Here is a 22392-nt window from a genome sequence, read left to right as displayed (position 1 = left end):
GACCCCGTGCTGTCCCGCCGTCACGAGGTCGCGCTGCTGCACCCGGATCTCGACCGGGTGCTGGCCGTCGACGGCAAGCGGGGCGGGGCGACGCTGCCGGTGGTGCCCGACGAGTGGCCCGACCACCGGGACCTGGTGGCCGCGACCGGGGACCCTGGCGCCGTGCTCGCTGCGCCCGCGGAGCGGCGGGCCGACGGCACGGTGACGAACGTGCTGCGGGGGAGCAGCGCAGGGATCGGCCGGGTGGGCGCCCGTTGGGTCGCGGTCGACGACCTGGACCACGCGGGGGCAGCGGTCGCGGTCCGCCGGGCGGTCACGGCAGTGGCGGAGGGTGCACGCGGTGCGGGGTGGCCGGACTGGTTCGGCGCCGGGTGGCGGCCGGCCGTCGACGACTGGGTGGCCGGGAACTGCGCCGACCTCGGTCTGACACCTACGGGGCCGGCCGAGATCACCAAGATGTGGGGTCTGTCCGCGGTGCTGCGCCGGCCGGTGACCGGCCCCCGCGGACCGGCCGACGTGTGGTTCAAGGCGACCTGCGCGCGTTTCCACGACGAGCCCGCGATCACCGCCGTCCTGCACGAGCTGGTCCCCGACCTGGTGCCCGGCCTGCTCGGGATCGACACCGACCGGGCCTGGATGCTGATGGAGCCGGTCGTCGGGATCGACGACGAGCAACCCGGCACGCCGGCCGCGGTCGCCCGGGCCCTGGCGCGCGTGCAGCGGGAGACCCTGGCCGGGCTGGCCGCCCTGCAGGCCGCCGGGGCACCGGACCGGGGCGCCGCGTCGACGATCGAGGAGCTCCGGACCGTACTGCACGATTCGGTCGAACTCCCGCTGATGACCGCGCAGCAGCGCGGTGCCGCACGGGAACTCGAGCCCTGGCTGATGGAGTCCGTGCAGCTGCTCGCCGGGTCGGGGTTGCCGGACACCCTGTCGCACGGGGACCTGCACCTGGGCAATGCCGGAACCGGGTCCGGCGGGCCGGTGATCTTCGACTGGACCGATGCCTGCCTCGCGCACCCGCTGCTGGACGTGCGGCACCTGGCCGCGAGTGCCGCGGCCGGGGCGCCGGCGGGCGGTGGGGAGGCGGCGGCCGCCGCGGTGCGGGCCGCTCACGCCGAACTGTGGCGCCCGGACTTCCCGCAGATCGACGACGACAGGTACTGGGAGGCAGCGGGTGTCGTGGAGCTGGTGTTCACCGCCATCTCCTACGAGCACATCCAGCGGGCGCAGCCCGAGGTGTCCCGCTGGGAGCTCGGCGGCGTGATCGTGGACATCCTGGACCGGTTGATCCGGCTGCACGCAGCGCGGGGCTGACCGCCCCGGACCTGGTCGATGCGGCAGTCCCGCAACAGGGTTGCAGCCGCATCGGCCGACCGGAGGTGGTCCGTACCCGCCGACCCCGGGCGTTCCGCTGACGCCGGGTGCGGCGGCGCCGTGCGGTTGTGGGTACGACCGGTCCCCAGCAGACTGACCGCATGGGCATCGAGGTCCGCCACCATCCGGTCCGGCACCGCTACGAGATCACCGTCGACGGGGAACTGGCCGGGATCACCGCCTACACCCCGGATCTCGCGGAGCAGGGGGTGCTCGACTTCAACCGGACGTTCGTGCTGGAGGAGTTCGAGGGCCGCGGCATGGCCGGTCGGCTGATCGCCGGCGCCCTGGCCGACGTCCGCGACCGCGGGTCCCGGATCAGGGCCACCTGCTCCTTCGTCCGGTACTGGCTGCAGACGCACCACGACTTCGACGACCTGGTGGTGGAGCCGGTCGCCACCGTGCTGGTCACCGGCACCTTCCGCATCCCGGCCGACCGGATCGAACCGGCCCGGCCGGTGCTGGCGGCGATGATCCGGGCGAGTCGGGCCGAGTCCGGCTGCCTGGAGTACGCCTACGCGCTGGACGTGATGGACGCGGGCCTGGTCCGCGTGCACGAGCGGTGGGCCGACCGGGCGGCGCTGGACCGGCACACCGCGTCCCTGCACCTGACGGCCTGGCGGGCGAGCTGGGACGAGCTCGGCATCGGCGAGCGGCACCTGCGCAGTTACGAGGCCGGCACCTCCTCCCCGCTCTGACCGCCACCCGCCACCCCTCCCAGCGCGAGGATCTTCATCGCAGACGCGTGGGAAGTTGCCGCCGTTGGGACGGGTGGGACGGGAGTCGCCACTTTCCTGCGCGCCTGCGATGAAGATCCTCGCGGGGGGAGGGGTCGGGGGAGCAGGGGGATGGGATCGCCGCTGATCAGCCCCGCTCCGACTGGTCAGGAAGGCCGCTCCGACCTGGTAAGGTGGACGACTGGTGTCCCGTGTGCGCGAGCACCGGTGCATCGCACTGGCCTGGCGGGGTCGGAAATCCTGCCAGGGCTTCGTTTCTCCTTCCGGCCGGGTGCTCGCACCCGGTGAGCGGGCCGCACGGCCCCCACAGGTCCGTCACGCGGACCACGGGCAAGAGGAAAAGGCGGGCAGATGCCCGCACCTCCTCTTGTCTTTTCGCGTGTGAGGGCCCCGGAAGGGATCGGAACCAGGCAACACCCCGTAAGACCAGAAGGTTGGTTCGGACGTGATTCAGCAGGAGTCCAGGCTCCGTGTCGCCGACAACACCGGCGCCAAGGAGATCCTGTGCATCCGCGTGCTCGGCGGCTCCTCGCGCCGCTACGCGGGCATCGGCGACATCATCGTCGCCACCGTGAAGGACGCGATCCCGGGTGCCGGCGTCAAGAAGGGCGACGTCGTCAAGGCGGTCGTCGTGCGCACGGTCAAGGAGAAGCGTCGTCCGGATGGCTCGTACATCCGCTTCGACGAGAACGCCGCGGTCCTCATCAAGGGCGACGGCGACCCGCGCGGCACCCGCATCTTCGGGCCGGTCGGCCGCGAGCTGCGCGACAAGCGCTACATGAAGATCATCTCTCTGGCACCGGAGGTGCTCTGACCATGGGTCTCAAGGTGAAGAAGGGCGACACCGTGCTGGTGATCGCCGGCAAGGACAAGGGCGCCAAGGGCAAGGTCATCCAGGCCTACCCGGAGACCGGCCGCGTGCTGGTCGAGGGTGTCAACCGGATCAAGAAGCACACCAAGGTCTCCACGACCCAGCGTGGCGCGAAGTCCGGCGGCATCGTGACCCAGGAGGCCGCGATCCACATCTCCAACGTGATGGTCGTCGACGGCGACAACAAGCCGACCCGGGTCGGCAAGCGGACCGACGACAACGGCCGCAACGTCCGGGTCAGCCGCAAGAGCGGGAAGGACCTGTGATGAGTGCCCCCACCACCGAGAAGACCGCCCCGCGGCTGAAGACCCGGTACCACGCCGAGATCAAGACCGCGCTGCACGAGCAGTTCTCGTACGGCAACGTCATGCAGATCCCGGGCGTCGTCAAGGTCGTCGTCAACATGGGCGTCGGCGAGGCCGCGCGTGACGCGAAGCTGATCGAGGGTGCCGTCAAGGACCTCACCGCGATCACCGGCCAGAAGCCGATCGTCCGCAAGGCCCGCAAGTCCATCGCCCAGTTCAAGCTGCGCGAGGGCATGCCGATCGGCGCCAAGGTCACCCTGCGCGGCGACCGGATGTGGGAGTTCCTGGACCGGCTGGTCACCATCGCCCTGCCGCGTATCCGTGACTTCCGCGGTCTGTCGCCGAAGCAGTTCGACGGCAACGGCAACTACACCTTCGGCCTCAACGAGCAGTCGATGTTCCACGAGATCGACGTGGACCGCATCGACCGCTCGCGCGGCATGGACATCACCGTGGTCACCACCGCGACCACCGACGACGAGGGTCGTGCCCTGCTGCGCGCCCTGGGCTTCCCCTTCAAGGAGAACTGAGCATGGCGAAGACCGCTCTGATCAACAAGGCCAAGCGCAAGCCGAAGTTCGCGGTGCGCGGCTACACCCGCTGCAACAAGTGCGGCCGCCCGCACTCGGTGTACCGCAAGTTCGGCCTGTGCCGGATCTGCCTGCGGGACATGGCGCACGCCGGCGAGCTGCCGGGCGTCACCAAGTCCTCCTGGTGACTGTTCCCCGGTGACCACCCGGTGGTCCCGCCCCGCACCGTGGCTCCGGCCGCGGACCGGGCCGGGCCACCGCACCACGACCTGCACCCGGCGCGACCCGTCGCGCCCCTCTTCGCACAGGCCGCCCCACCCGGGCGGAACCGGGCGAGAAAGGCACCACAGATCCCATGACCATGACCGACCCGATCGCGGATTTCCTGACCCGGATCCGCAACGCCAACTCCGCGTACCACGACGAGGTGGTGATGCCGTTCAGCAAGCTGAAGGGCCACATCGCCGACATCCTGGTCAAGGAGGGCTACATCGGCTCCTGGACCACCGCCGACGCCACCGTCGGCAAGAGCCTGGTCGTCAAGCTGAAGTACGGCCCGAGCCGTGAGCGCTCGATCGCCGGCGTCAAGCGCATCTCCAAGCCCGGTCTGCGCGTCTACGCGCGCTCGACCGAGCTGCCGAAGGTGCTCGGCGGCCTCGGCATCGCCATCATCTCGACCTCGACCGGTCTGCTGACCGACCGGCAGGCCGCCAAGAAGAAGGTGGGCGGGGAAGTCCTCGCCTACGTCTGGTAATCGGACAGGAACGACTGACATGTCGCGAATCGGAAAGCTGCCGATCCCCGTTCCCTCGGGGGTCGACGTGACAATCGACGGCTCGCACGTCACGGTCAAGGGGCCCAAGGGCACCCTCTCGCACACCGTGGTCGAGCCGATCAGTGTCGCCAAGGGCGACGGCACCCTCGAGGTGACCCGCCCGGACGACGAGCGTGACTCGAAGGCCCGTCACGGCCTGACCCGCACGCTGGTCAACAACATGGTGATCGGTGTGACCACCGGCTACGCCAAGGCCCTGGAGATCCAGGGCACCGGCTACCGCGTCACCGCCGAGGGCAAGGACCTGGTCTTCGCGCTCGGCTTCTCCCACCCGGTGCCGGTCAAGGCGCCCGAGGGCATCAGCTTCGTCGTCGAGACCCCCACCCGCTTCCGGGTCGAGGGCATCGACAAGCAGCTGGTCGGCGAGGTCGCCGCCAACATCCGGCGGATCCGCAAGCCCGAGCCGTACAAGGGCAAGGGTGTCCGTTACGCCGGCGAGGTCGTCCGGCGCAAGGAAGGAAAGAAGGGTAAGTGATGGCAGCCAACTACAGCGCCGCACGTCGGACTGCCAGAGCGAACCGGCACTTCCGCCTGCGCAAGAAGGTCGTCGGCACCACCGGGCGTCCGCGCCTGGTCGTCAACCGCTCCGCCCGGCACATCGCCGTGCAGCTGGTCGACGACTCGGTCGGCCGCACCATCGCCGCGGCCTCGACGCTCGAGGCGGACGTGCGTGCCGCCGAGGGCGACAAGAGCGCCAAGGCCCGCAAGGTCGGCGAGCTGGTCGCCGAGCGTGCGAAGGCCGCCGGGGTCTCCTCGGTGGTGTTCGACCGCGGTGGCGACAAGTACCACGGCCGCATCGCGGCCCTGGCCGACGCGGCCCGCGCGGCCGGGCTGGAGTTCTGATCATGAACACGAAGACTGGAAGGGACATCTGATGCCCGGACCGCAACGCGGAGGCGGCTTCGGCGGTGGCGATCGCGCCGGCGGCGGTGACCGTCGCGACGGTCGTCGCGGCGACCGTCGCAACGACCGCCGGGACGCTCCCCAGGAGCGCAACCCGCTGCTCGAGCGCATCGTGGTGACCAACCGTGTCGCCAAGGTGGTCAAGGGCGGCCGCCGGTTCTCCTTCACCGCCCTCGTGGTGGTGGGTGACGGCGACGGCAGCGTCGGCGTCGGCTACGGCAAGGCCAAGGAGATCCCGGCCGCCATCGCCAAGGGCGTCGAGGAGGCGAAGAAGCACATGTTCAAGGTGCCGCGCATCGCCTCGACCATCCCGCACCCGATCACGGGTGAGGCCGCCGCGGGCGTCGTCCTGCTCCGTCCGGCCTCGCCGGGTACCGGTGTCATCGCCGGTGGCCCGGTGCGTGCCGTGCTCGAGTGCGCCGGCATCCACGACGTGCTGTCCAAGTCCCTGGGCTCGGACAACCCGATCAACATCGTCCACGCGACCGTGGCGGCCCTCAAGGGTCTGCAGCGGCCGGAGGAGATCGCGGCCCGTCGTGGCCTGCCGATCGAGGACGTCGCCCCCGCCGCCATGCTGCGGGCGCGTGCCGGGCAGGGGGTGTGACCATGGCCCAGCTCAAGGTCACCCAGATCAAGTCGACCATCGGCAACAAGCGCCCGGCGCGGGAGTCCGTGCGTTCGCTCGGTCTGAAGCGGATCCACCACTCGGTGGTCGTGGAGGACTCGGCGATCGTGCGCGGCTACATCCGCTCCGCGACGCACCTGCTGACGGTCGAGCCGTACGAAGCAACCGAAGGGAAGTGAGCCGGAGATGACCATCAAGGTCCACCACCTCCGTCCCGCCCCCGGCGCCAAGACCGCGAAGACCCGTGTCGGTCGTGGTGAGGGCTCGAAGGGCAAGACCGCCGGCCGCGGTACCAAGGGCACCGGCGCGCGGAAGAACGTCCCGGCCTCGTTCGAGGGCGGCCAGCTCCCGCTGCACATGCGGCTCCCGAAGCTCAAGGGCTTCAAGAACCGCTTCCGCACCGCCTACCAGGTGGTCAACGTCGGTCAGCTCGCCACGGCCTTCCCGGCCGGCGGTGCCGTCGACGTCGACGCGATCGTCGCGGCCGGACTCGTCCGGTCCGGCGAGCTGGTGAAGGTGCTCGGCGACGGTGACGTCGCCGGCGTCAAGCTCGAGGTCACCGCGCACGCGTTCTCCGGCTCCGCCAAGGAGAAGCTGGCCGCGGCGGGCGGGTCCGCCGTCGCCGTCTGACGGACAGCCCGATAGCACGTCCCGGGGCCACCACCCCGGGTCGAGCGCCCCGAGCCCGTGACCAGGGTTCACCCACGATCCCCCGGATGTCCGGTCGCTGCGCCGCAGCGGTCCGGGCCCGGGGGATCGTGCGTTACCCTCGACCGAGCGGTGACCTGTGCCCGGCGCAGCCGGCCCGGGTCACTCCGGGCGGGGTGACCGGACCATCGGGAACACCGTCACGGGCAGCACCGCACGACCAGCAACTCCGCACGACCAGCAGCACCCGGCAGTACCGAGTCACCCGCACCAGCAGTGTCAGCAGCACCAGAAGCACCAGCAACGACTGAAGCTCCATCTGCACCCGAACAGACCCGGGTCCGCGCCGACGCGTCCGGTGCCGGCCCGTGCGGCGGCCCGTACGACAGCTGCGCCGCGCACCTGAAGGAGAACCTTTGCTCGCCGCATTCGTCTCGGCGCTGAAGACCCCGGATCTCCGGAAGAAGATCCTCTTCACGCTGGCCCTGGTCGCGGTCTACCGACTCGGTGCCACCCTGCCGTCCCCGGGCGTCTCCTACACGGCCGTGAACCAGTGTCTGGAAGAGGCGAACGGTGCCGACACCAGCCTGACCACCGTGCTGAACCTGTTCTCCGGTGGTGCGCTGCTCAAGCTGTCGATCTTCGCGCTGGGCATCATGCCGTACATCACCGCGTCGATCATCATCCAGCTCCTGGGTGTGGTCATCCCGCGGTTCGAGCAGCTGAAGAAGCAGGGCCAGGCCGGTCAGGCGAAGCTGACGCAGTACACCCGGTACCTGACCATCGGCCTCGGCGTCCTGCAGTCCACGGCGTTCGTCGGCCTCGCCATCACCGACGGCCCGAGCAACCTGTTCGGCAGCTGCACGGTGCGTAGCCAGGTGGTCCCGGACCAGAGCGTGTTCGGCCTGATCGTCCTGGTGCTCACCATGACCGCCGGCACCGCCGCCGTCATGTGGATGGGCGAGCTGATCACCGACCGCGGCATCGGCAACGGCATGTCGATCCTGATCTTCACCTCGATCGCCGCCCGGATCCCGGCCGAGGGCCAGAACATCCTGTCCGGCCAGGGCGGCGTCGTCTTCGCCGCGATCATCGTCATCGCGTTCCTGATCATCGCCGCGGTGGTCTTCGTCGAGCAGGGCCAGCGCCGGCTGCCGGTGCAGTACGCCAAGCGCATGGTCGGCCGGAAGATGTACGGCGGCACCTCGACCTACCTGCCGCTGAAGGTCAACCAGGCCGGCGTCATCCCGGTCATCTTCGCGACCTCGCTGCTCTACATCCCGTCGCTGATCCTCGGCCTGGTCAGCACGACCACGGTCAACGAGGTCACCGGTGAGGTGGAGTACTCCGGCGTCGCGCAGTTCTTCAACCAGTACGTGGTCAACCAGTCGAGCTGGGTGCACATCCTGCTCTACTTCGGCCTGATCATCTTCTTCACGTACTTCTACGTCGGGATCACCTTCAACCCGACCGAGCGCGCGGACGACCTGAAGAAGTACGGCGGCTTCATCCCGGGCATCCGCCCGGGCCGGCCGACGGCCGAATACCTGCAGTTCGTGTTGTCGCGGATCACACTGCCGGGGTCGATCTACCTCGGTATCGTGGCGATTCTCCCGAACATGTTCCTGTCCATCACCGGCGAAGGTCAGAACCAGAACTTCCCCTTCGGTGGCACAGCGGTGCTCATCATGGTCGGCGTCGGTCTGGACACCGTCAAGCAGATCGAGACCCAGCTGATGCAGCGCAACTACGAAGGGTTCCTCCGCTGATGCGACTTCTGATCGTCGGCCCGCAGGGTGCCGGTAAGGGCACCCAGGCCGAGCTCCTCACCAAGGCGGTGGGGATCCCCCATGTGTCGACCGGGGACCTGTTCCGGGCGAACATCTCCGGCAACACCCCGCTGGGCCAGAAGGTCAAGGCGATCATGGACGCCGGCCAGCTGGTGCCGGACGAGGTCACCCAGGACATGCTGGTCGACCGGTTGGCACAGCCCGACGCCGAGGTCGGTTTCCTGCTGGACGGCTTCCCGCGCAACATCTCCCAGGCATCCTGGCTGGAGGGCGTGCTCGCCGAGCGCGGCACCCCGATCAAGTGCGTGCTGTTGGTCGACGCCCCCGACGAGGTGCTCCGTGAGCGGATGACGGCCCGCGGGCGCAGTGACGACACCCCCGAGTCGATCGACCGGCGGTTGGCGATCTACCACGCGGAGACCTCCCCGCTCATCGAGTTCTACGGCGAGAAGGTCGCCCGGATCGACGGTGTCGGCGAGATCCACGAGGTGCAGGAGCGCATCCGCAAGGCGATCGACGCGCTGGACTGAGCTGTCGTGGTACGCGGGGAGATCGAGTACAAGACCCGGGGCGAGCTGCAGATGATGCGCGCGTCCGGGCAGATCCTGGCCCGGGCGATCGTGGCCGGCCGCGCCGCGGCGGTGCCGGGTGCGACCACCGCCGACGTCGACGGGGCGGTGGCCGCGGTCATCGCCGATGCCGGCGCGGTCAGCAACTTCAAGGGGTACGGCGGCGGCCCGGGCGGCGAGGGTGCCTTCCCGGCCACCATCTGCGCCTCGGTCAACGACGAGATCGTGCACGGCATCCCGGGTCCCCGGGTGCTGGCCGAGGGCGACCTGCTGTCCATCGACGCCGGCTGCGTGCTCGACGGCTGGCACTCCGACTCGGCGGTCAGTGTGCACATCGGGGCCGCCCCGGACGACGACGAGATCGGGCAAGCGGAGACGGACCTGCTGGTCGCGACGGAACTGGCCATGTGGGCGGGCATCGCCGCGATCAAGGCCGGTGGCCGACTGGGTGACGTGTCGTGGGCGATCCAGGCCTCCGCCGAGCGGTCCGGCAAGCAGGACGGCCGGCGCTACGGGTCCGTCCAGGGGTACGGCGGCCACGGCATCGGCACGGCCATGCACATGGACCCGTTCGTGCCGAACCAGGGCAAGCGCGGCAAGGGCGTGCGGCTCGCCCCCGGCATGGCCCTGGCCATCGAGCCGATGCTGTCCCTGGGTCGCGCGCTGACCCGGGAGCTGGACGACGGCTGGACCGTCTCCACCCGGGACGGCGCCCGGGCCGCGCACTTCGAGCACTCGGTCGGCATCCTGTCCGACGGGATCTGCGTACTCACCGCCGCCGACGGCGGTCTCGCCGGGCTCGCGCCGTTCGGCGTCACCCCGGTCTCCCTGGACTGAGCCCCGCCCCGGCCGGGTCGCCACGCGGCCGGTGAGACAGGCGGTCGGCCGCACGCGCGCCCGTGGGTGCGCGCAGTCGGCGTGGACGAAACGCAGAGTTGCGGTGGCTCCGGCATCGGTCGTCCCGCGCCGGCGTCCACGGGCGGCAGCGGCACCCTGACCGGCGGGTGAACTGCGCAGGAGCCGGGCGGGCCGGACGGGTCCGCCACCACCCCTCGACGACGGCGGAGCGACCCGTCCGGTCCAGCAGGTCGCGCGTCCCGGTCGGGAGGGGGACCGAGGTACCACGAACGGCTGTGCCCGTGATCACAGCGTGCGTGCCTGCTGTGGCCGATGTCGATGTTTCGTTCGTACTGTTCACAGCATGCGAGCCGAGCGCGGTGTTCCCGCGGTGGGTGCCGTGCGATCCTCCGACGGAGGGCCGTGTCCACGGCGACCCGCCGGCCGCGCCGTCCCCGCACGGACGCTCGCGGCACCTGCTGCGTCGGCCCTCCTGGTCCGGCTGCGGGAGGAGGTGGGGCGGTGCGCGGTTCGTCGGCCGCTGCTGCCCTCCCGACCGTGCCCGGCGATCCCGGCGACCCGGCCCCGGCCAGGGGACCGGTGGGCCGGATGATGGCCCGGCTGGGGCGGTCCGGCCGGTCGATCGCCGCCCGGATGCTGGTCCTGCTGACGGTCCTGCTGCTGGTGGTCATCGTCGTCGGTCTGGGCCTGGTGTTCCTCGACAGCCGTGAGTACACCGACCAGGTCACCCGGGAGCGGGTGGTGGCGGTGTCCACCACTGCGGCGTCCTCCCCGGGTGTCGCCGAGATCCTCGGCGAGGACCTCGATGTCGCCGGCGCGTCGGCAGCGCTGCAGCCGTACGCGGAGCAGATCCGGCTCGCCACGTCCGTCGACTTCGTGGTCTTCCTGCGGGCGGACGGCACCCGGCTCACCCACCCGAACACCACGTTGATCGGCGGCACCTTCGAGGGTGACCTGTCCACCGCGCGGTCCGGCCAGCCGTACGTCACCGTCGCGGACGGCAGTCTCGGCCCGTCCATGCGGGCGGTCACCCCGATCATCGCCGCCGACGGCACCTTCCTCGGCCTGGTCTCGGTGGGGGTGACGCAGGCGCACATCTCCGCCACCGTTCAGCAGCGGATGTGGCTGCTGGTCGGGGTCGGAGTGGTCGCCCTGGTCGTGGGCGGTCTCGGCATCCTGCTCATCGCGCGTCGCCTGCGTCGGGAGACCCTCGGCCTGGGACCACGCGAGCTGGCCCGGCTGTACTCGTACTACGAGACCGTGCTGGACGCCGTGCACGACGGCATGGTCCTGCTCGACACCGCGCACCGCGTCGTCGGCATCAATCGGCAGGGCCAGCTGCTGCTCGACCTGCCCGACGAGGACGTCGCCGGCCGGACCGCCGAGGAGGCAGGGATCACCGGCGATCTCGCGGAGATCGTCGAGTCGGACGAGGAGATCACCGACCAGTTGGTGATCACCCCGTCCCGGGTGCTCGCGGTGACCCGGCGCCGGGCCGCCGGCGCCGGTGGGCCGGTCGGCGCGGTGCTGACGATGCGCGACCACACCGCACTGCAGGAACTCTCCGGCGAGGTCGACGAGATGCGCGGGTTCACCCGGGCGCTGCGCGCGCAGGCGCACGAGTCGGCGAACCGCCTGCACACCGTGGTCTCGCTGCTCGAGCTGGGGGAGGTCGAGGAGGCGTTGCAGTTCGCGGTCGAGGATCTGGAGATGGCCCAGTCGCTCGCCGACCAGGTGGTCGAGGGCATGGGTGAACCGGCGGTCGCCGCGCTGCTGCTCGGCAAGTCGGCCGAGGCCTCGGAGCGTGGCGTCGAGCTGATCGTCGACCCGGACTCCGACCTGCCGCACGGCGCCGCCGATGCGCGCGAGCTGGTCACCGTCCTCGGGAACCTGGTGGACAACGCCATCGACGCCGCCGCGGCTGCGCCGCTGACGGCCGGCGACGGTCGCGCCGGACCGGCCGGCCCGCCGGGCACCGCAGGTGTTCCGCGCCGGATGGTCGGGGTGCGCTGCGCACCCCTCGACGACCGGCTGGTGCTGGAGGTGTGGGACACCGGCGCCGGCCTGTCCGCCGAGGTCGCCGAGCGGATCTTCGCCGACGGCTTCACCACCAAGTCCGTCCGCGGCCCGGCCGGTGCCCGCGGCCTCGGCCTGGCGTTGGTGCGGCAGGCCGTCGCCCGCTGCGGTGGCACGGTCCAGGCGGTCCCCGGTGACCACGGGCGTTTCCGGGTCGAACTGCCCCTGGTCGGTCACGGTGACCGGCGGAGCGGGGGAGCGGAGGACGTCGCACCCGCGGCACAGGACGGGACGGCGGCCGGCGGCTCGGCCGGTCACGGATCCGCGCACGGCCAGACCGACCCGCCCGGCGGGGCGGTGCACGGCCCGGCAGCCGGGGATGGGACTCTGGTGTCCGAGTCGGTCGAGCCCGAGGGGGACGCAGTCGTGCAGGGTCGGACCCGTGGCAACGGATGAGCCGGTCGGCGCCGCCCGCAGCACCGCCCGGGCCGGCGCGGCCATCCGCACGCTGGTGGTCGAGGACGACCCGGTCGCGGCGAGGGCACACGCGCACCACGTGTCCCGCCAGCAGGGTTTCACCGTGGTCGGGGTGGCCGGGAGCGGCGCCGAGGCGCTCGCGTTCATCGAGACCGGCGACGTCGACCTCGTGCTGCTCGACCTGCACCTGCCGGACCTGACCGGACTCGAGGTGATGCGCCGGCTCCGGTCGGCGGGCCGGCCGATCGACGTCATCGTGGTGTCGTCGGCGCGGGAGTCCGACGCCGTGCGCGCCGCGGTCGCCCAGGGTGCCGTGCAGTACCTGATCAAACCGTTCGCCTCCGCCGCGCTGCGGGACCGGCTGACCGCCTACCGCTCGTTCCGGGCCCAGGTGCAGGTCAGCGACCGGGTGGCGCAGGAGGACGTGGACCGGGCCTTCGCGGTGCTGCGCACCCCGCTGGGCGCGCCGCTGCCGAAGGGCCTCACCCCGCAGACCCTGGAGCTGGTGTCCGCGGCACTGCGCCGGCGCGACGACGCGTCGGCGGTCGAGCTCGCCGAGGAACTCGGCATCTCCCGGATCACCGCGGGTCGGTACCTCGCACACCTGGTGGAGACAGGGGTGGCCCGGCGGGGTCATCGGTACGGGCAGGTCGGCCGCCCGGAGTCCCGGTACCGGCTGGCGGATCACTGACCGGCGGATCACTGACCGGTTGATCGCTCACCGCACCGGCCGCGCCGGCGCCCGTCGCGTCTCCGACCACCGGCATTCCCGCCACCGGCACTCCCACCACTCCCTCCGCCGCCACTCCCTCCGCCGCCGCTCCGGCCACCGCTGCGACCCGGCGCCACGGCGGTCGCCGCGCCGCGTCGAGGAAGTCCCAGATGGTGACGGCGGTGATCAGCCAGGCCGCCCCGGTCAGCCAGCCGCCGAGGATGTCCGTCGCCCAGTGCACGCCGAGGTAGATCCGGCTCAGCCCGATGCCCAGCCAGAAGACGCCCAGCACCACGGCGACCATGATCCACCGCCGGTCGCGCAGGTGGCGCCGGACCAGCAGCACGACGATCCCGAGCACGGCCGTCGCCGCCAGCGCGTGGCCGGACGGGAACGACTCGTTGGTCTCAGTGACCAGTCGCATGTCCACCGGCGGCCGGGTGCGCCCGACGATCCGCTTGCCGATCACCACCAGCAGGCCGGCGCCGATACCCACCGTCGCCAGCAGCCCGGCGCCGGCGAAGTCCTTGCGCCACATCAGGTATCCGAAGCCGATCAGACAGATCACGGTCATCCCGACGGTGCTGCCGATGGTCGTCCAGGCGATGACGACCGGGGTCAACCAGTCCGCGCGCAGGTCGATGGCACGTTGCCAGACCGGGATGTCGAACGACGCCAGCCCGTCGCCCTCGGTCGCCGCATCCGCCAGCAGCAGGATGGCTCCGGCCAGTACCAGCAGCGCCGCGGCCCGCAGCACCAGTCGGTCCCGCATGGCCGGACCCAGCTGCCGGCGGTGCCGGGCGATCAGCGCGATCGCGATCAGGGCGACGGCGGCGATCGCGTAGGGCAGCCAGACGTAGCCGTACCGCTCGATCAACGGATCCCGCCGATCGTCGCTCCGTCTGCTGCGGCCACGGTGCAGGTCGACGACCTCGGCCACTCTCCCCGGGTGGGCGGCACCCCGTTCCGGTCGGTGATGCCGGGTCGGAACGCCACCGTCACGGCTCGATCCGCCACTGCTGCCCGTCGCGCCGCCACGCCGCCCTCTTCCGCCACACCCCAAGGATGCCCGCGCGGGCGGGCGGTTATGCTCGCCGGGATCCCGGGTGGGTGGTCCCCGGGGGAGTGCCGACCGGCGGCAGCAGCGCCGTTCGAGGACCGCACGGTCGGGGTCGGTGGGGCCGGGCCGGTGCGGGGACCTGCCGGAATTGGTGGGTGCGCGCCTCCGCGCGTATAGTTGAACGTCGGCGCGTGTGTCGCCGCTGTTCCGTGTGCATGTCAGCTGGTCACGTCAGGTCCCTCCCGTCCGCGGGTCGGTCACCGGGTGTCCCGGCCCTGGTGCGGGGCGGTGGGTCGAACGGCAGCGCGGCGTGCGGAAGTCTCTCCCGGGCGGGTCCCGGGTCAGCCACTCGTACCGGACCGGCGATCGCCTTGCGGTCGCGGGATCGGCATGTCCGCGCGTCCGGCCGGCAGTGATGCCGGCGGGCAGGCAGTGACAGCCGATCCGGGCCTCAGGTCCGGGCGACTGACCAGGACTACTACGGATTGTGGAGGCTATGGCTAAGAAGGACGGGGCCATCGAGGTCGAGGGCCGCGTGGTCGAGCCGCTCCCCAACGCCATGTTCCGCGTGGAGTTGGAGAACGGGCACCGCGTGCTCGCGCACATCAGCGGCAAGATGCGACAGCACTACATCCGCATCCTGCCCGAGGACCGCGTGGTCGTGGAGCTCTCGCCGTACGACCTGAGCCGCGGCCGGATCGTCTACCGCTACAAGTGAGCCGGCCGGCCCGTCGTCACGACAGGGCCTGCGCCCGCACCAACTGAAGACTTCTGCTCCTCCCTCAGGGAGCAGGGCCGGGACCACGTCCCGGCTGCGACCGGGGCGGCCCGACGGCCGGACCGGTAGGGAGCGCCTCCGAGGTGGGGGCGCGTGGACTCCGGCACACCGCCGGATCTAGGGAAAGGGCGACGACCGTGAAGGTCCAGCCGAGTGTCAAGCCGATCTGCGACAAGTGCAAGATCATCCGCCGCCACGGCCGCGTCATGGTGATCTGCGACAACGTGCGTCACAAGCAGCGCCAGGGCTGAGTGCCTGCGGGAGTGAGCATCGCAGCCCGACCGAGGTACGAGGGAGGGCGAGGAGCGGAGCTCCCAGCAGGTCACGAAAATCAAGCACTGAGTCCCGGCGCTGAGCCCGCGCAGGTTGCGTCCGTGCGGATGGCCGCTATTGCGGCCACTTCCACGGACGCAAGCACGGCACAGCAGGTCGAGCACCACCAGCAGTACCAGCACCACCAGCACGACAACGTGTCACCACCCGCACCACGCCTCCGGGCGCGGGGCGGTCACCCCCGGACCACAGGCCGGGGCCCGGATCGGATGTCCGGGGAGGGACACGACCGACACCTGTGGCACCGCAGAAAGAGGGTGTGTGCCTGATGGCACGACTCCAGGGAGTGGACCTCCCCCGCGACAAGCGGATGGAGGTCGCACTGACCTACATCTACGGGATCGGCCGCACGCGTGCCGCCGAGCTCCTGAAGGCGACCGGCATCAGCCCGGATCTCCGCTCCAAGGACCTGACCGACGACGACGTGCTCGCGCTTCGCGACGCGATCGAGGCGAACGAGTTCAAGGTCGAGGGTGACCTGCGCCGCGAGGTGCAGGCCGACATCCGTCGCAAGATGGAGATCGGCTCGTACCAGGGTCTGCGTCACCGCCGCCACCTCCCGGTGCGCGGCCAGCGGACGAAGACCAACGCGCGTACCCGCAAGGGACCCAAGAAGACCATCGCCGGCAAGAAGAAGGCCAGGTAATCCGCCATGCCCCCCAAGACCCGCCAGGGTGCCGCCGGCGTCAAGAAGATCCGCCGCAAGGAGAAGAAGAACGTCTCCCACGGCCACGCCCACATCAAGAGCACCTTCAACAACACCATCGTGTCGATCTCCGATCCGACCGGTGCCGTGATCTCCTGGGCCTCCGCCGGCCACGTCGGCTTCAAGGGCTCCCGGAAGTCCACGCCGTTCGCCGCGCAGATGGCCGCCGAGAACGCCGCCCGCAAGGCGATCGAGCACGGCATGCGCAAGGTCGACGTCTTCGTCAAGGGCCCGGGATCGGGCCGCGAGACCGCCATCCGTTCCCTCCAGGCCGCCGGCCTCGAGGTCGGGGCGATCTCCGATGTCACCCCGCAGGCCCACAACGGAACGCGGCCGCCCAAGCGGCGACGCGTCTGACGGGCAGGAGAGATAACCCATGGCTCGCTACACCGGACCCGTCACCAAGATCTCCCGTCGCCTCAAGACCGACCTGGTCGGTGGGGACGTCGCCTTCGAGCGTCGCCCCTTCCCGCCCGGGCAGCACGGTCGTGCGCGCACCAAGGAGAAGGAGTACCTGACCCAGCTGCAGGAGAAGCAGAAGGCCCGCTTCACCTACGGCGTCATGGAGAAGCAGTTCAGCCGCTACTACAAGGAAGCCGCCTCGCGCACCGGCAAGACCGGTGACACGCTGCTGCAGATCCTCGAGTCGCGCCTGGACAACGTGATCTACCGCGCCGGCCTGGCCCGGACCCGTCGCGCCGCCCGCCAGCTGGTGACCCATGGCCACTTCGAGGTCAACGGCCAGCGTGTGGACGTCCCGTCCTACCGCGTCGAGCAGTACGACATCGTCACCGTCCGCAAGAACTCGGTCGAGAAGTTCCCGATCGAGCTGGCGCGGCAGACCTACGGCGAGCGCCCCGTCCCGGCCTGGATGCAGGTCGTGCCGAACACGCTGCAGATCCTGATCCACCAGCTCCCGGTGCGCGCGCAGATCGATTCGCAGATCACCGAACAGCTGATCGTCGAGTACTACTCGAAGTGATCCACCACGATCCCCGCCGGCCGTGCGCCGGCGGGGATCGTGCCGGTCCCCGTCCGCCCTCCCGGCGGCGGGGGCCACTCCCGTTCCCGTGGGTGCACGCACCCCCGGGGCGTGCAGCACCCGTGTGTGGCGTCATATGGCGGTCGCCACCAGAACCTGGAGGTCATCCCTCATGCTGATTTCCCAGCGCCCGGTCCTCACCGAGGAGCCGCTGACCGCGACCCGGTCCCGGTTCGTCATCGAGCCGCTGGAGCCCGGTTTCGGTTACACCCTCGGAAACTCGCTCCGGCGCACCCTGCTGTCCTCGATCCCCGGTGCCTCCGTCACCAGCATCCGCATCGACGGCGTGCTGCACGAGTTCACCACCGTCCCGGGGGTGAAGGAGGACGTCACCGAGCTGATCCTCAACCTGAAGGAACTGGTCGTCTCCTCCGAGGACGACGAGCCGGTCACCATGTACCTGCGCAAGCAGGGCCCGGGTGAGGTCACCGCCGCCGACATCGCGCCGCCGGCCGGTGTCGTCGTGCACAACCCGGAGCTGCGCCTGGCCACCCTGACCAAGAAGGGCAAGCTCGAGATCGAGCTCGTCGTCGAGCGTGGCCGCGGCTACGTCCCGGCCTCGCCCAACAAGGTCGTCGGTGCCGAGATCGGCCGTATCCCGGTCGACTCGATCTACTCGCCGGTCCTCAAGGTCACGTACCGCGTCGAGGCGACCCGTGTCGAGCAGCGCACCGACTTCGACCGGCTGGTCCTGGACGTCGAGTCCAAGCCGTCGATCACCCCGCGCGACGCCGTCGCCTCCGCCGGCACCACGCTGGTCGAGCTGTTCGGGCTCGCCCGCGAGCTGAACATCGAGGCCGAGGGCATCGAGATCGGGCCGTCGCCGGCCGAGGCCGACCACATCGCGGCGTTTGCGCTGCCGATCGAGGAGATGGACCTCACCGTCCGCTCCTACAACTGCCTCAAGCGCGAGGGCATCCACACGGTCGGCGAGCTGGTCTCGCGGACCGAGGCCGACCTGCTGGACATCCGGAACTTCGGCCAGAAGTCGATCGACGAGGTCAAGGTCAAGCTGCACGGCCTCGGCCTGTCGCTGAAGGACTCGCCGGCCGGGTTCGACCCGGTCGCGGCGGCCCAGGCGTACGGCGGCAGCGACTGGAGCGACGGGGACGACACCCCGTTCTCCAACGCCGCCTCGGACGACGACTACGCGGAGACCGAGCAGATCTGATGTGACGACCGACGGTCCGCCGCGCCCGGGAAACCGGCGCGGCGGCCGGACGGTCAGGTCCACCCGGCCACCGGGTGGGCGGCCGGTGAGAGCTGATGTCCTGCAAGGGATGCCAGCTGCACTGGCCGGACGCGGACAGGAAACGTCGGGCCCCGGGAGTTCGCTCCCGGACCGCCCGCCTCACCCGGACCCGGTCGGGTTCCGGACCACGAACACGAAGGACATGAGATGCCCACGCCCACCAAGGGTCCCCGCCTCGGCGGATCGCCGAACCACGAGAAGCTGATCCTGCGCAACCTGGCGCAGTCGCTCTTCGAACACGGCCGCATCACCACCACCGAGGCCAAGGCGAAGCGGCTCCGCCCGTACGCCGAGAAGCTGATCACCACCGCGAAGCGGGGCGATCTGCACGCCCGTCGCGAGGTGCTGAAGGTCATCCGCGACAAGGACGTGGTGCACAAGCTGTTCGCCGAGATCGGGCCGTCGTTCGCGACCCGTGAGGGCGGCTACACCCGCATCATCAAGACCGCCCCGCGCAAGGGCGACAACGCTCCCATGGCGCTCATCGAGCTCATCGGCGAGGAAACCGTCGCCTCCGCCGCGAACCGGGCCACCCGGCGTGCCGCTCGTGTCCGTTCCTCCGCCGCGGCCGCTCCGGCCGCTGCCGAGGCTGCCGAGACCAACGCTGCCGAGACCACCACCGAGGTCGAGGACAGCGCCGCGGTCGAGGCTGTCGAGGCCCCGGCCGAGGACGGCACCACCGAGTCCCAGGCGGCTGCCGCGGCCGAGGAGGACCCGGCGGAGGGCGCCGACGTCGAGGTCGCCGAGGCGGACGATGCGGACGAGAAGAAGTAGGCAGTTCACCCGGACCAGGGCAGGACGCGGCGACGGCTGACGGACCTGACCGGCACACGGACCGACGGGCCCGCCACCGAGGAATCGGTGGACGGGCCCGTCGGTGTGTCCGGGGTCGGTGCGGCCGGGACCGGGTCCGAGGGAGATGTGGCCGCCGGTGACGGCGGTGCGGACGCGGGCATCGCTCCGCCTTCCGGCACTGCTCCGCCTTCCGGCACTGCTCCGCCTTCCGGCACTGCTCCGCCTTCCGGCACTGCTCCGCCTTCCGGCACTGCTCCGCCTTCCCCCACTGCTCCGCCTTCCAGTACTGCGGCGACCGGCATCCGGGACGTCCTCCCAGGACCGGTCGACCCGATGGTCCGGCTGCGGCTCGACCTGTCCTACGACGGCACCGACTTCGCCGGGTGGGCGGTGCAACCGGGCCGCCGTACCGTCGCCGGTGCGCTCGGCGAGGCCCTGCAGGTGCTGTTCCGGGCACCGGTCCCGCTGGTGGTCGCCGGCCGGACCGATGCCGGCGTGCACGCCACCGGGCAGGTGGCGCACATCGACGTGCCGGTGCCCGGCCTGCTCGCCCTGACCCCACGGGACCTGGGCGGGTCAGGCCACGGCCGCCCGACGACACCCGACGGGCATGGCTACTCCAACGGCACCGGCACCCGTGACGGCCCGAGCAGCTCCGTCAGCGCCGGCAGTTCTGGGGGCCGCAACGATCCGGTCGAGGCCGCGGCGCTGCATGCTGCCTGCCGGGGGCTGCTCCGGCGGCTGTCCGGTCTGCTGCCGGCGGACGTGCGGGTGCGGTCGGCCGACGTCGCCGCGGCCGGCTTCGACGCACGGTTCGCGGCGATGCGGCGGCACTACGAGTACCGGATCGGCACGGCCGAGTGGGGCGTCGAGCCCCTGCAGCGCGCCGCGGTGTGGAACCTGCGCCGCACCCTCGACACAGGGGCGATGGAACGGGCGGCGGCGGCACTGGTCGGCCTGCACGACTTCGCCGCTTACTGCCGCCCGCGCGAAGGTGCCACCACCGTGCGCGAGCTGCAGGCGCTGCGCGTTCGCGCCGCCGGTGACCACCTGGTGCTGATCGAGGTCACCGCGGACGCCTTCTGCCACTCGATGGTCCGGTCGCTCGTCGGGGCGCTGGCCACGGTGGGGGAGGGTCGCGCCCCGGTCGACGCCCCGGCCCGGCTGTTGGCAGCCGCCCGGCGGACCTCCGAGGTCCGGATCGCCCCGGCCCGTGGGCTGACGCTGGTCGGTGTCGACTACCCGGCGGACGCGGACCTGGCGGCCCGGGTGTCGGTCACCCGCGCGGTCCGCGAGCCCACGGGTGCCGAGGATTCCGTCCTGATCGGCAGTTCCGTCGTGGCAGGGGATCCGGCTCGGGTCGTGAATCCGGGGCCGTCCGTGGATCCGGGGCCGACCGTGGACCGGGGCACGCCGGCGGGCGCGGGCACGGGAGTCGATCCGACGCCGGCCGTGGATCCGGCGGACACGGCCCGGGGGTCAACCCCGACCGGGTAGCGTCGGGCCGGAGACGGACCCGTCGGCGGAGTCGGCCGGCGGGCGGAAGAGGTGGGTGGCGATGGAACGGATCCGCACGCGGCACGGGGTCGGGCGGCAGGCCCGACGGGCCTGGCTGGTGGCCTGTACGACCGCACTGGCGCTGGTAGCCGCGGGCTGTGCCTCGACGATCTCCGGTGTGGCGCAGACGGTTCCGGGTGCCGCTCCGGTCACCTCCTCCACCGCACAGACCACGGGGTCCACCGAGTCCACCGGGTCCACCCGGACGACCGACACCACCGGCTCGACGGAGACCACGGAGAGCACCGGCTCGACGGAGAGCACCGACACCACGGAGAGCACCGAGCAGACCGACACCACCTCCGGCGGCGGCGGTACCGGTGACTACCCGACCACCCCGCGGGACATTCCGGCGACGCCGGCCTCGGAGGAGTCGGCCGCGCTGCTCGAGTCGCGCCGGCTGGCCTCCGTGGTGGTCGTGCCGACGTTCGTGGACGCCGACTTCACACAAGTGGGCTCCATCTCGACGCTCCCGCTCAAGGGCCCGTCCGCGCTGGTCGTCGTGCTCAACGACCCGGTACCCGAGGTCGCCCGCCGCGGCGGGATGATCTCCGGATTCGCGGCCTCCCGCAGCACCACGGACAGCGACTCCGGCATGGTGACGATGGTGCTGCAGTACGGCACCGCCGCTCAGGCGACGAAGGCAGTCACCGACCTGACGGCCGCCTCCGCGGACAAGGAGTCCGACACCGGGAAGCTGACGGTCCCCGGCTACGACAAGGCCGGCGGCTGGACCGGGAAGAGCTCCAGCGGCGGCACCTACTCGCACGCCTTCGCGGCGGCGGGGGAGTTCGTCCTGTACTCCTGGGTCGACAGCCCGGCCGACGCCTACGACCAGCCCGCGCTGATCGCCAAGGCCTTCGACGCGATGACCGCGTCCGCCGACGCCTTCACCCCGGCCTCCGGGGACGCGCTGATGAAGCTGCCGACCGACACCGACGGGTTGCTGGCGCACACCCTGGCCAACACCGGGGACAACGCCACCGTGCACGACGGTCTCTACGACTCGTCCGGCGTCCTGGTGTGGGACACCGATCCGATCGGTACGAAGGAGCTGTTCGCCGACGCCGGGGTCGACATCGTCGGCCTGGGCCGGACCAACGTCTACCGGGCCGCGGATGACGAGGGGGCGGCGATGGTGCGGGACGCCTTCGTCGAGTTCACCCTCGGGACGGACGGCGGCTGGACGGAGTTCTCCCCGGATGCCTCGGGCGAACCGAAGTGCGCGCAGCAGGCGCTCAACTCGGTCTACTACTGCATGGCCACCTCCGGGCGGTACGCGATCGAGCTGTCCGCGTCCTCGGAATCGGACCTGATCGCCGCGCTGAACGCCCAGTACCAGCTGCTGCAGTCGATCTGAGTCCACCGCGGCGGGGACACGCCGCGGACGCTCCCGCGGCCCGCCCCGGTCGTTTTGCCATGACCGCCTGCGACGGGTAATCTCGATGGTCGGTGTGCCGCTCGTGCGGCACCTGTAGGTCGTGCCGTTCCCGCTGTGCCGTTCCGGAGTGATCCGGCCCGGACCCGTGCGGGCCAGGGGTGCGGACCATTGTCGCCGCCGGCAGCGGTGGGCGGCAGCGCCACCGGCACCCCGGACGGCGTGGACAACCGGTGAG

Annotated in this window: 26 protein-coding genes and 1 pseudogene; 26 read left to right on the top strand and 1 reads right to left on the bottom strand. The window is 71.3% G+C overall.

The annotated features are described in order from the left end of the window. Positions 1-6 precede the first annotated feature (6 nt). The 17 genes from GIS00_RS10620 (at position 7) to GIS00_RS10540 (ending at position 13232) form a co-directional block, all read left to right on the top strand. Positions 7-1317 (top strand): phosphotransferase, encoded by a 1311-nt coding sequence (locus GIS00_RS10620; protein WP_154768437.1) that lies wholly within the window; start codon positions 7-9, stop codon positions 1315-1317. Between the two features lie 161 nt (positions 1318-1478). Beyond that, a complete protein-coding gene (locus GIS00_RS27480) occupies positions 1479-2075 on the top strand; it encodes an N-acetyltransferase (protein ID WP_230313441.1) in 597 nt (198 codons plus the stop codon). A gap of 484 nt (positions 2076-2559) precedes the next feature. Beyond that, positions 2560-2928 (top strand): 50S ribosomal protein L14, encoded by a 369-nt coding sequence (rplN, locus tag GIS00_RS10610; RefSeq protein ID WP_322097827.1) that lies wholly within the window; start codon positions 2560-2562, stop codon positions 2926-2928. 2 nt (positions 2929-2930) lie between these two features. Next, the gene (rplX, locus tag GIS00_RS10605; RefSeq protein ID WP_154768436.1) at positions 2931-3251 is read left to right on the top strand and encodes a 50S ribosomal protein L24; all 321 of its coding nucleotides are present in this window, start codon (positions 2931-2933) and stop codon (positions 3249-3251) included. Continuing rightward, complete coding sequence (gene rplE, locus GIS00_RS10600) at positions 3251-3820, top strand: 50S ribosomal protein L5 (RefSeq protein WP_154768435.1); 570 nt, start codon at positions 3251-3253, stop codon at positions 3818-3820. Before rplX ends, rplE begins: the two co-directional genes overlap by 1 nt. Before the next feature lie 2 nt (positions 3821-3822). Next, positions 3823-4008 carry a type Z 30S ribosomal protein S14 gene (locus tag GIS00_RS10595; protein ID WP_154768434.1) on the top strand — a complete coding sequence of 62 codons (186 nt, stop codon included), beginning with the start codon at positions 3823-3825 and terminating at the stop codon, positions 4006-4008. Between the two features lie 167 nt (positions 4009-4175). Beyond that, positions 4176-4574, top strand: a complete 399-nt coding sequence (rpsH, locus tag GIS00_RS10590) for a 30S ribosomal protein S8 (protein ID WP_154768433.1) — start codon at positions 4176-4178, stop codon at positions 4572-4574. A 19-nt stretch (positions 4575-4593) separates the two neighbouring features. Further along, a complete protein-coding gene (gene rplF, locus GIS00_RS10585; RefSeq protein WP_154768432.1) occupies positions 4594-5130 on the top strand; it encodes a 50S ribosomal protein L6 in 537 nt (178 codons plus the stop codon). After that, positions 5130-5498, top strand: coding sequence for a 50S ribosomal protein L18 (gene rplR / locus GIS00_RS10580; RefSeq protein ID WP_154768431.1), 369 nt, complete (start codon positions 5130-5132; stop codon positions 5496-5498). The genes rplF and rplR overlap by 1 nt, the downstream gene beginning before the upstream one ends. A 31-nt stretch (positions 5499-5529) precedes the next feature. After that, positions 5530-6162: a 30S ribosomal protein S5 gene (rpsE, locus tag GIS00_RS10575; RefSeq protein WP_154768430.1), complete on the top strand. Its 633-nt coding sequence runs from the start codon at positions 5530-5532 to the stop codon at positions 6160-6162. Between the two features lie 2 nt (positions 6163-6164). Beyond that, the gene (gene rpmD, locus GIS00_RS10570) at positions 6165-6362 is read left to right on the top strand and encodes a 50S ribosomal protein L30 (protein WP_154768429.1); all 198 of its coding nucleotides are present in this window, start codon (positions 6165-6167) and stop codon (positions 6360-6362) included. Positions 6363-6369: 7 nt separating this feature from the next. Then, a complete protein-coding gene (gene rplO / locus GIS00_RS10565; RefSeq protein WP_154768428.1) occupies positions 6370-6813 on the top strand; it encodes a 50S ribosomal protein L15 in 444 nt (147 codons plus the stop codon). A 434-nt stretch (positions 6814-7247) separates the two neighbouring features. Then, positions 7248-8600, top strand: a complete 1353-nt coding sequence (gene secY / locus GIS00_RS10560; RefSeq protein ID WP_154768427.1) for a preprotein translocase subunit SecY — start codon at positions 7248-7250, stop codon at positions 8598-8600. Then, positions 8600-9151: an adenylate kinase gene (locus GIS00_RS10555; protein ID WP_154768426.1), complete on the top strand. Its 552-nt coding sequence runs from the start codon at positions 8600-8602 to the stop codon at positions 9149-9151. Before secY ends, GIS00_RS10555 begins: the two co-directional genes overlap by 1 nt. Positions 9152-9157: 6 nt before the next feature. After that, positions 9158-10027, top strand: a complete 870-nt coding sequence (gene map / locus GIS00_RS10550; protein ID WP_322097826.1) for a type I methionyl aminopeptidase — start codon at positions 9158-9160, stop codon at positions 10025-10027. A 522-nt stretch (positions 10028-10549) separates the two neighbouring features. Beyond that, entirely contained in the window at positions 10550-12520 is a 1971-nt protein-coding gene (locus tag GIS00_RS10545) for a sensor histidine kinase (protein ID WP_154768425.1), read from the top strand. After that, positions 12507-13232, top strand: a complete 726-nt coding sequence (locus GIS00_RS10540) for a response regulator (RefSeq protein WP_322097825.1) — start codon at positions 12507-12509, stop codon at positions 13230-13232. Before GIS00_RS10545 ends, GIS00_RS10540 begins: the two co-directional genes overlap by 14 nt. On the opposite strand, the gene GIS00_RS28925 is transcribed toward GIS00_RS10540, so the two are convergent. Continuing rightward, positions 13120-14193, bottom strand: a complete 1074-nt coding sequence (locus GIS00_RS28925) for a phosphatase PAP2 family protein (RefSeq protein WP_154768423.1) — start codon at positions 14191-14193, stop codon at positions 13120-13122. The genes GIS00_RS10540 and GIS00_RS28925 overlap by 113 nt on opposite strands. 616 nt (positions 14194-14809) lie before the next feature. Here GIS00_RS28925 and infA point away from each other — a divergent pair. The 9 genes and pseudogenes from infA (at position 14810) to GIS00_RS10490 (ending at position 22136) form a co-directional block, all read left to right on the top strand. Continuing rightward, a complete protein-coding gene (gene infA / locus GIS00_RS10530; protein ID WP_010228514.1) occupies positions 14810-15031 on the top strand; it encodes a translation initiation factor IF-1 in 222 nt (73 codons plus the stop codon). A 197-nt stretch (positions 15032-15228) separates the two neighbouring features. Continuing rightward, entirely contained in the window at positions 15229-15342 is a 114-nt protein-coding gene (rpmJ, locus tag GIS00_RS27470; RefSeq protein WP_322097824.1) for a 50S ribosomal protein L36, read from the top strand. Positions 15343-15692: 350 nt separating this feature from the next. After that, entirely contained in the window at positions 15693-16070 is a 378-nt protein-coding gene (rpsM, locus tag GIS00_RS10520; protein ID WP_154768421.1) for a 30S ribosomal protein S13, read from the top strand. Between the two features lie 6 nt (positions 16071-16076). Then, positions 16077-16487 carry a 30S ribosomal protein S11 gene (gene rpsK, locus GIS00_RS10515; RefSeq protein ID WP_154768420.1) on the top strand — a complete coding sequence of 137 codons (411 nt, stop codon included), beginning with the start codon at positions 16077-16079 and terminating at the stop codon, positions 16485-16487. Between the two features lie 19 nt (positions 16488-16506). Further along, complete coding sequence (gene rpsD, locus GIS00_RS10510; RefSeq protein ID WP_154768419.1) at positions 16507-17112, top strand: 30S ribosomal protein S4; 606 nt, start codon at positions 16507-16509, stop codon at positions 17110-17112. A gap of 172 nt (positions 17113-17284) precedes the next feature. Beyond that, entirely contained in the window at positions 17285-18343 is a 1059-nt protein-coding gene (locus tag GIS00_RS10505) for a DNA-directed RNA polymerase subunit alpha (protein WP_154768418.1), read from the top strand. A 228-nt stretch (positions 18344-18571) separates the two neighbouring features. Next, positions 18572-19198 carry a 50S ribosomal protein L17 gene (gene rplQ, locus GIS00_RS29270; RefSeq protein WP_154768417.1) on the top strand — a complete coding sequence of 209 codons (627 nt, stop codon included), beginning with the start codon at positions 18572-18574 and terminating at the stop codon, positions 19196-19198. 354 nt (positions 19199-19552) lie between these two features. Next, positions 19553-20512 (top strand): annotated as a pseudogene (locus GIS00_RS10495) (tRNA pseudouridine synthase A); the annotation flags it as partial. 265 nt (positions 20513-20777) lie between these two features. Beyond that, complete coding sequence (locus tag GIS00_RS10490) at positions 20778-22136, top strand: DUF7373 family lipoprotein (RefSeq protein ID WP_154768415.1); 1359 nt, start codon at positions 20778-20780, stop codon at positions 22134-22136. Positions 22137-22392 lie beyond the last annotated feature (256 nt).

Origin of the sequence: Nakamurella alba, assembly GCF_009707545.1 — a bacterium.
Classification (GTDB): Bacteria; Actinomycetota; Actinomycetes; order Mycobacteriales; family Nakamurellaceae; genus Nakamurella; species Nakamurella alba.
Note: the sequence above shows the minus strand (reverse complement) of the source record. Positions and strands in the feature narration are given on the sequence as shown.

Bases quoted from the DNA above. Each gene is read 5' to 3' on its own strand.
- GIS00_RS27480 (WP_230313441.1), top strand. From the start codon at position 1,479: ATGGGCATCGAGGTCCGCCACCATCCGGTCCGGCACCGCTACGAGATC.
- rplX (WP_154768436.1), top strand. From the start codon at position 2,931: ATGGGTCTCAAGGTGAAGAAGGGCGACACCGTGCTGGTGATCGCCGGC.
- rplE (WP_154768435.1), top strand. From the start codon at position 3,251: ATGAGTGCCCCCACCACCGAGAAGACCGCCCCGCGGCTGAAGACCCGG.
- GIS00_RS10595 (WP_154768434.1), top strand. From the start codon at position 3,823: ATGGCGAAGACCGCTCTGATCAACAAGGCCAAGCGCAAGCCGAAGTTC.
- rpsH (WP_154768433.1), top strand. From the start codon at position 4,176: ATGACCATGACCGACCCGATCGCGGATTTCCTGACCCGGATCCGCAAC.
- rplF (WP_154768432.1), top strand. From the start codon at position 4,594: ATGTCGCGAATCGGAAAGCTGCCGATCCCCGTTCCCTCGGGGGTCGAC.
- rplR (WP_154768431.1), top strand. From the start codon at position 5,130: ATGGCAGCCAACTACAGCGCCGCACGTCGGACTGCCAGAGCGAACCGG.
- rpsE (WP_154768430.1), top strand. From the start codon at position 5,530: ATGCCCGGACCGCAACGCGGAGGCGGCTTCGGCGGTGGCGATCGCGCC.
- rpmD (WP_154768429.1), top strand. From the start codon at position 6,165: ATGGCCCAGCTCAAGGTCACCCAGATCAAGTCGACCATCGGCAACAAG.
- rplO (WP_154768428.1), top strand. From the start codon at position 6,370: ATGACCATCAAGGTCCACCACCTCCGTCCCGCCCCCGGCGCCAAGACC.
- GIS00_RS10555 (WP_154768426.1), top strand. From the start codon at position 8,600: ATGCGACTTCTGATCGTCGGCCCGCAGGGTGCCGGTAAGGGCACCCAG.
- infA (WP_010228514.1), top strand. From the start codon at position 14,810: ATGGCTAAGAAGGACGGGGCCATCGAGGTCGAGGGCCGCGTGGTCGAG.
- rpsM (WP_154768421.1), top strand. From the start codon at position 15,693: ATGGCACGACTCCAGGGAGTGGACCTCCCCCGCGACAAGCGGATGGAG.
- rpsK (WP_154768420.1), top strand. From the start codon at position 16,077: ATGCCCCCCAAGACCCGCCAGGGTGCCGCCGGCGTCAAGAAGATCCGC.
- rpsD (WP_154768419.1), top strand. From the start codon at position 16,507: ATGGCTCGCTACACCGGACCCGTCACCAAGATCTCCCGTCGCCTCAAG.
- GIS00_RS10505 (WP_154768418.1), top strand. From the start codon at position 17,285: ATGCTGATTTCCCAGCGCCCGGTCCTCACCGAGGAGCCGCTGACCGCG.
- rplQ (WP_154768417.1), top strand. From the start codon at position 18,572: ATGCCCACGCCCACCAAGGGTCCCCGCCTCGGCGGATCGCCGAACCAC.
- GIS00_RS10490 (WP_154768415.1), top strand. From the start codon at position 20,778: ATGGAACGGATCCGCACGCGGCACGGGGTCGGGCGGCAGGCCCGACGG.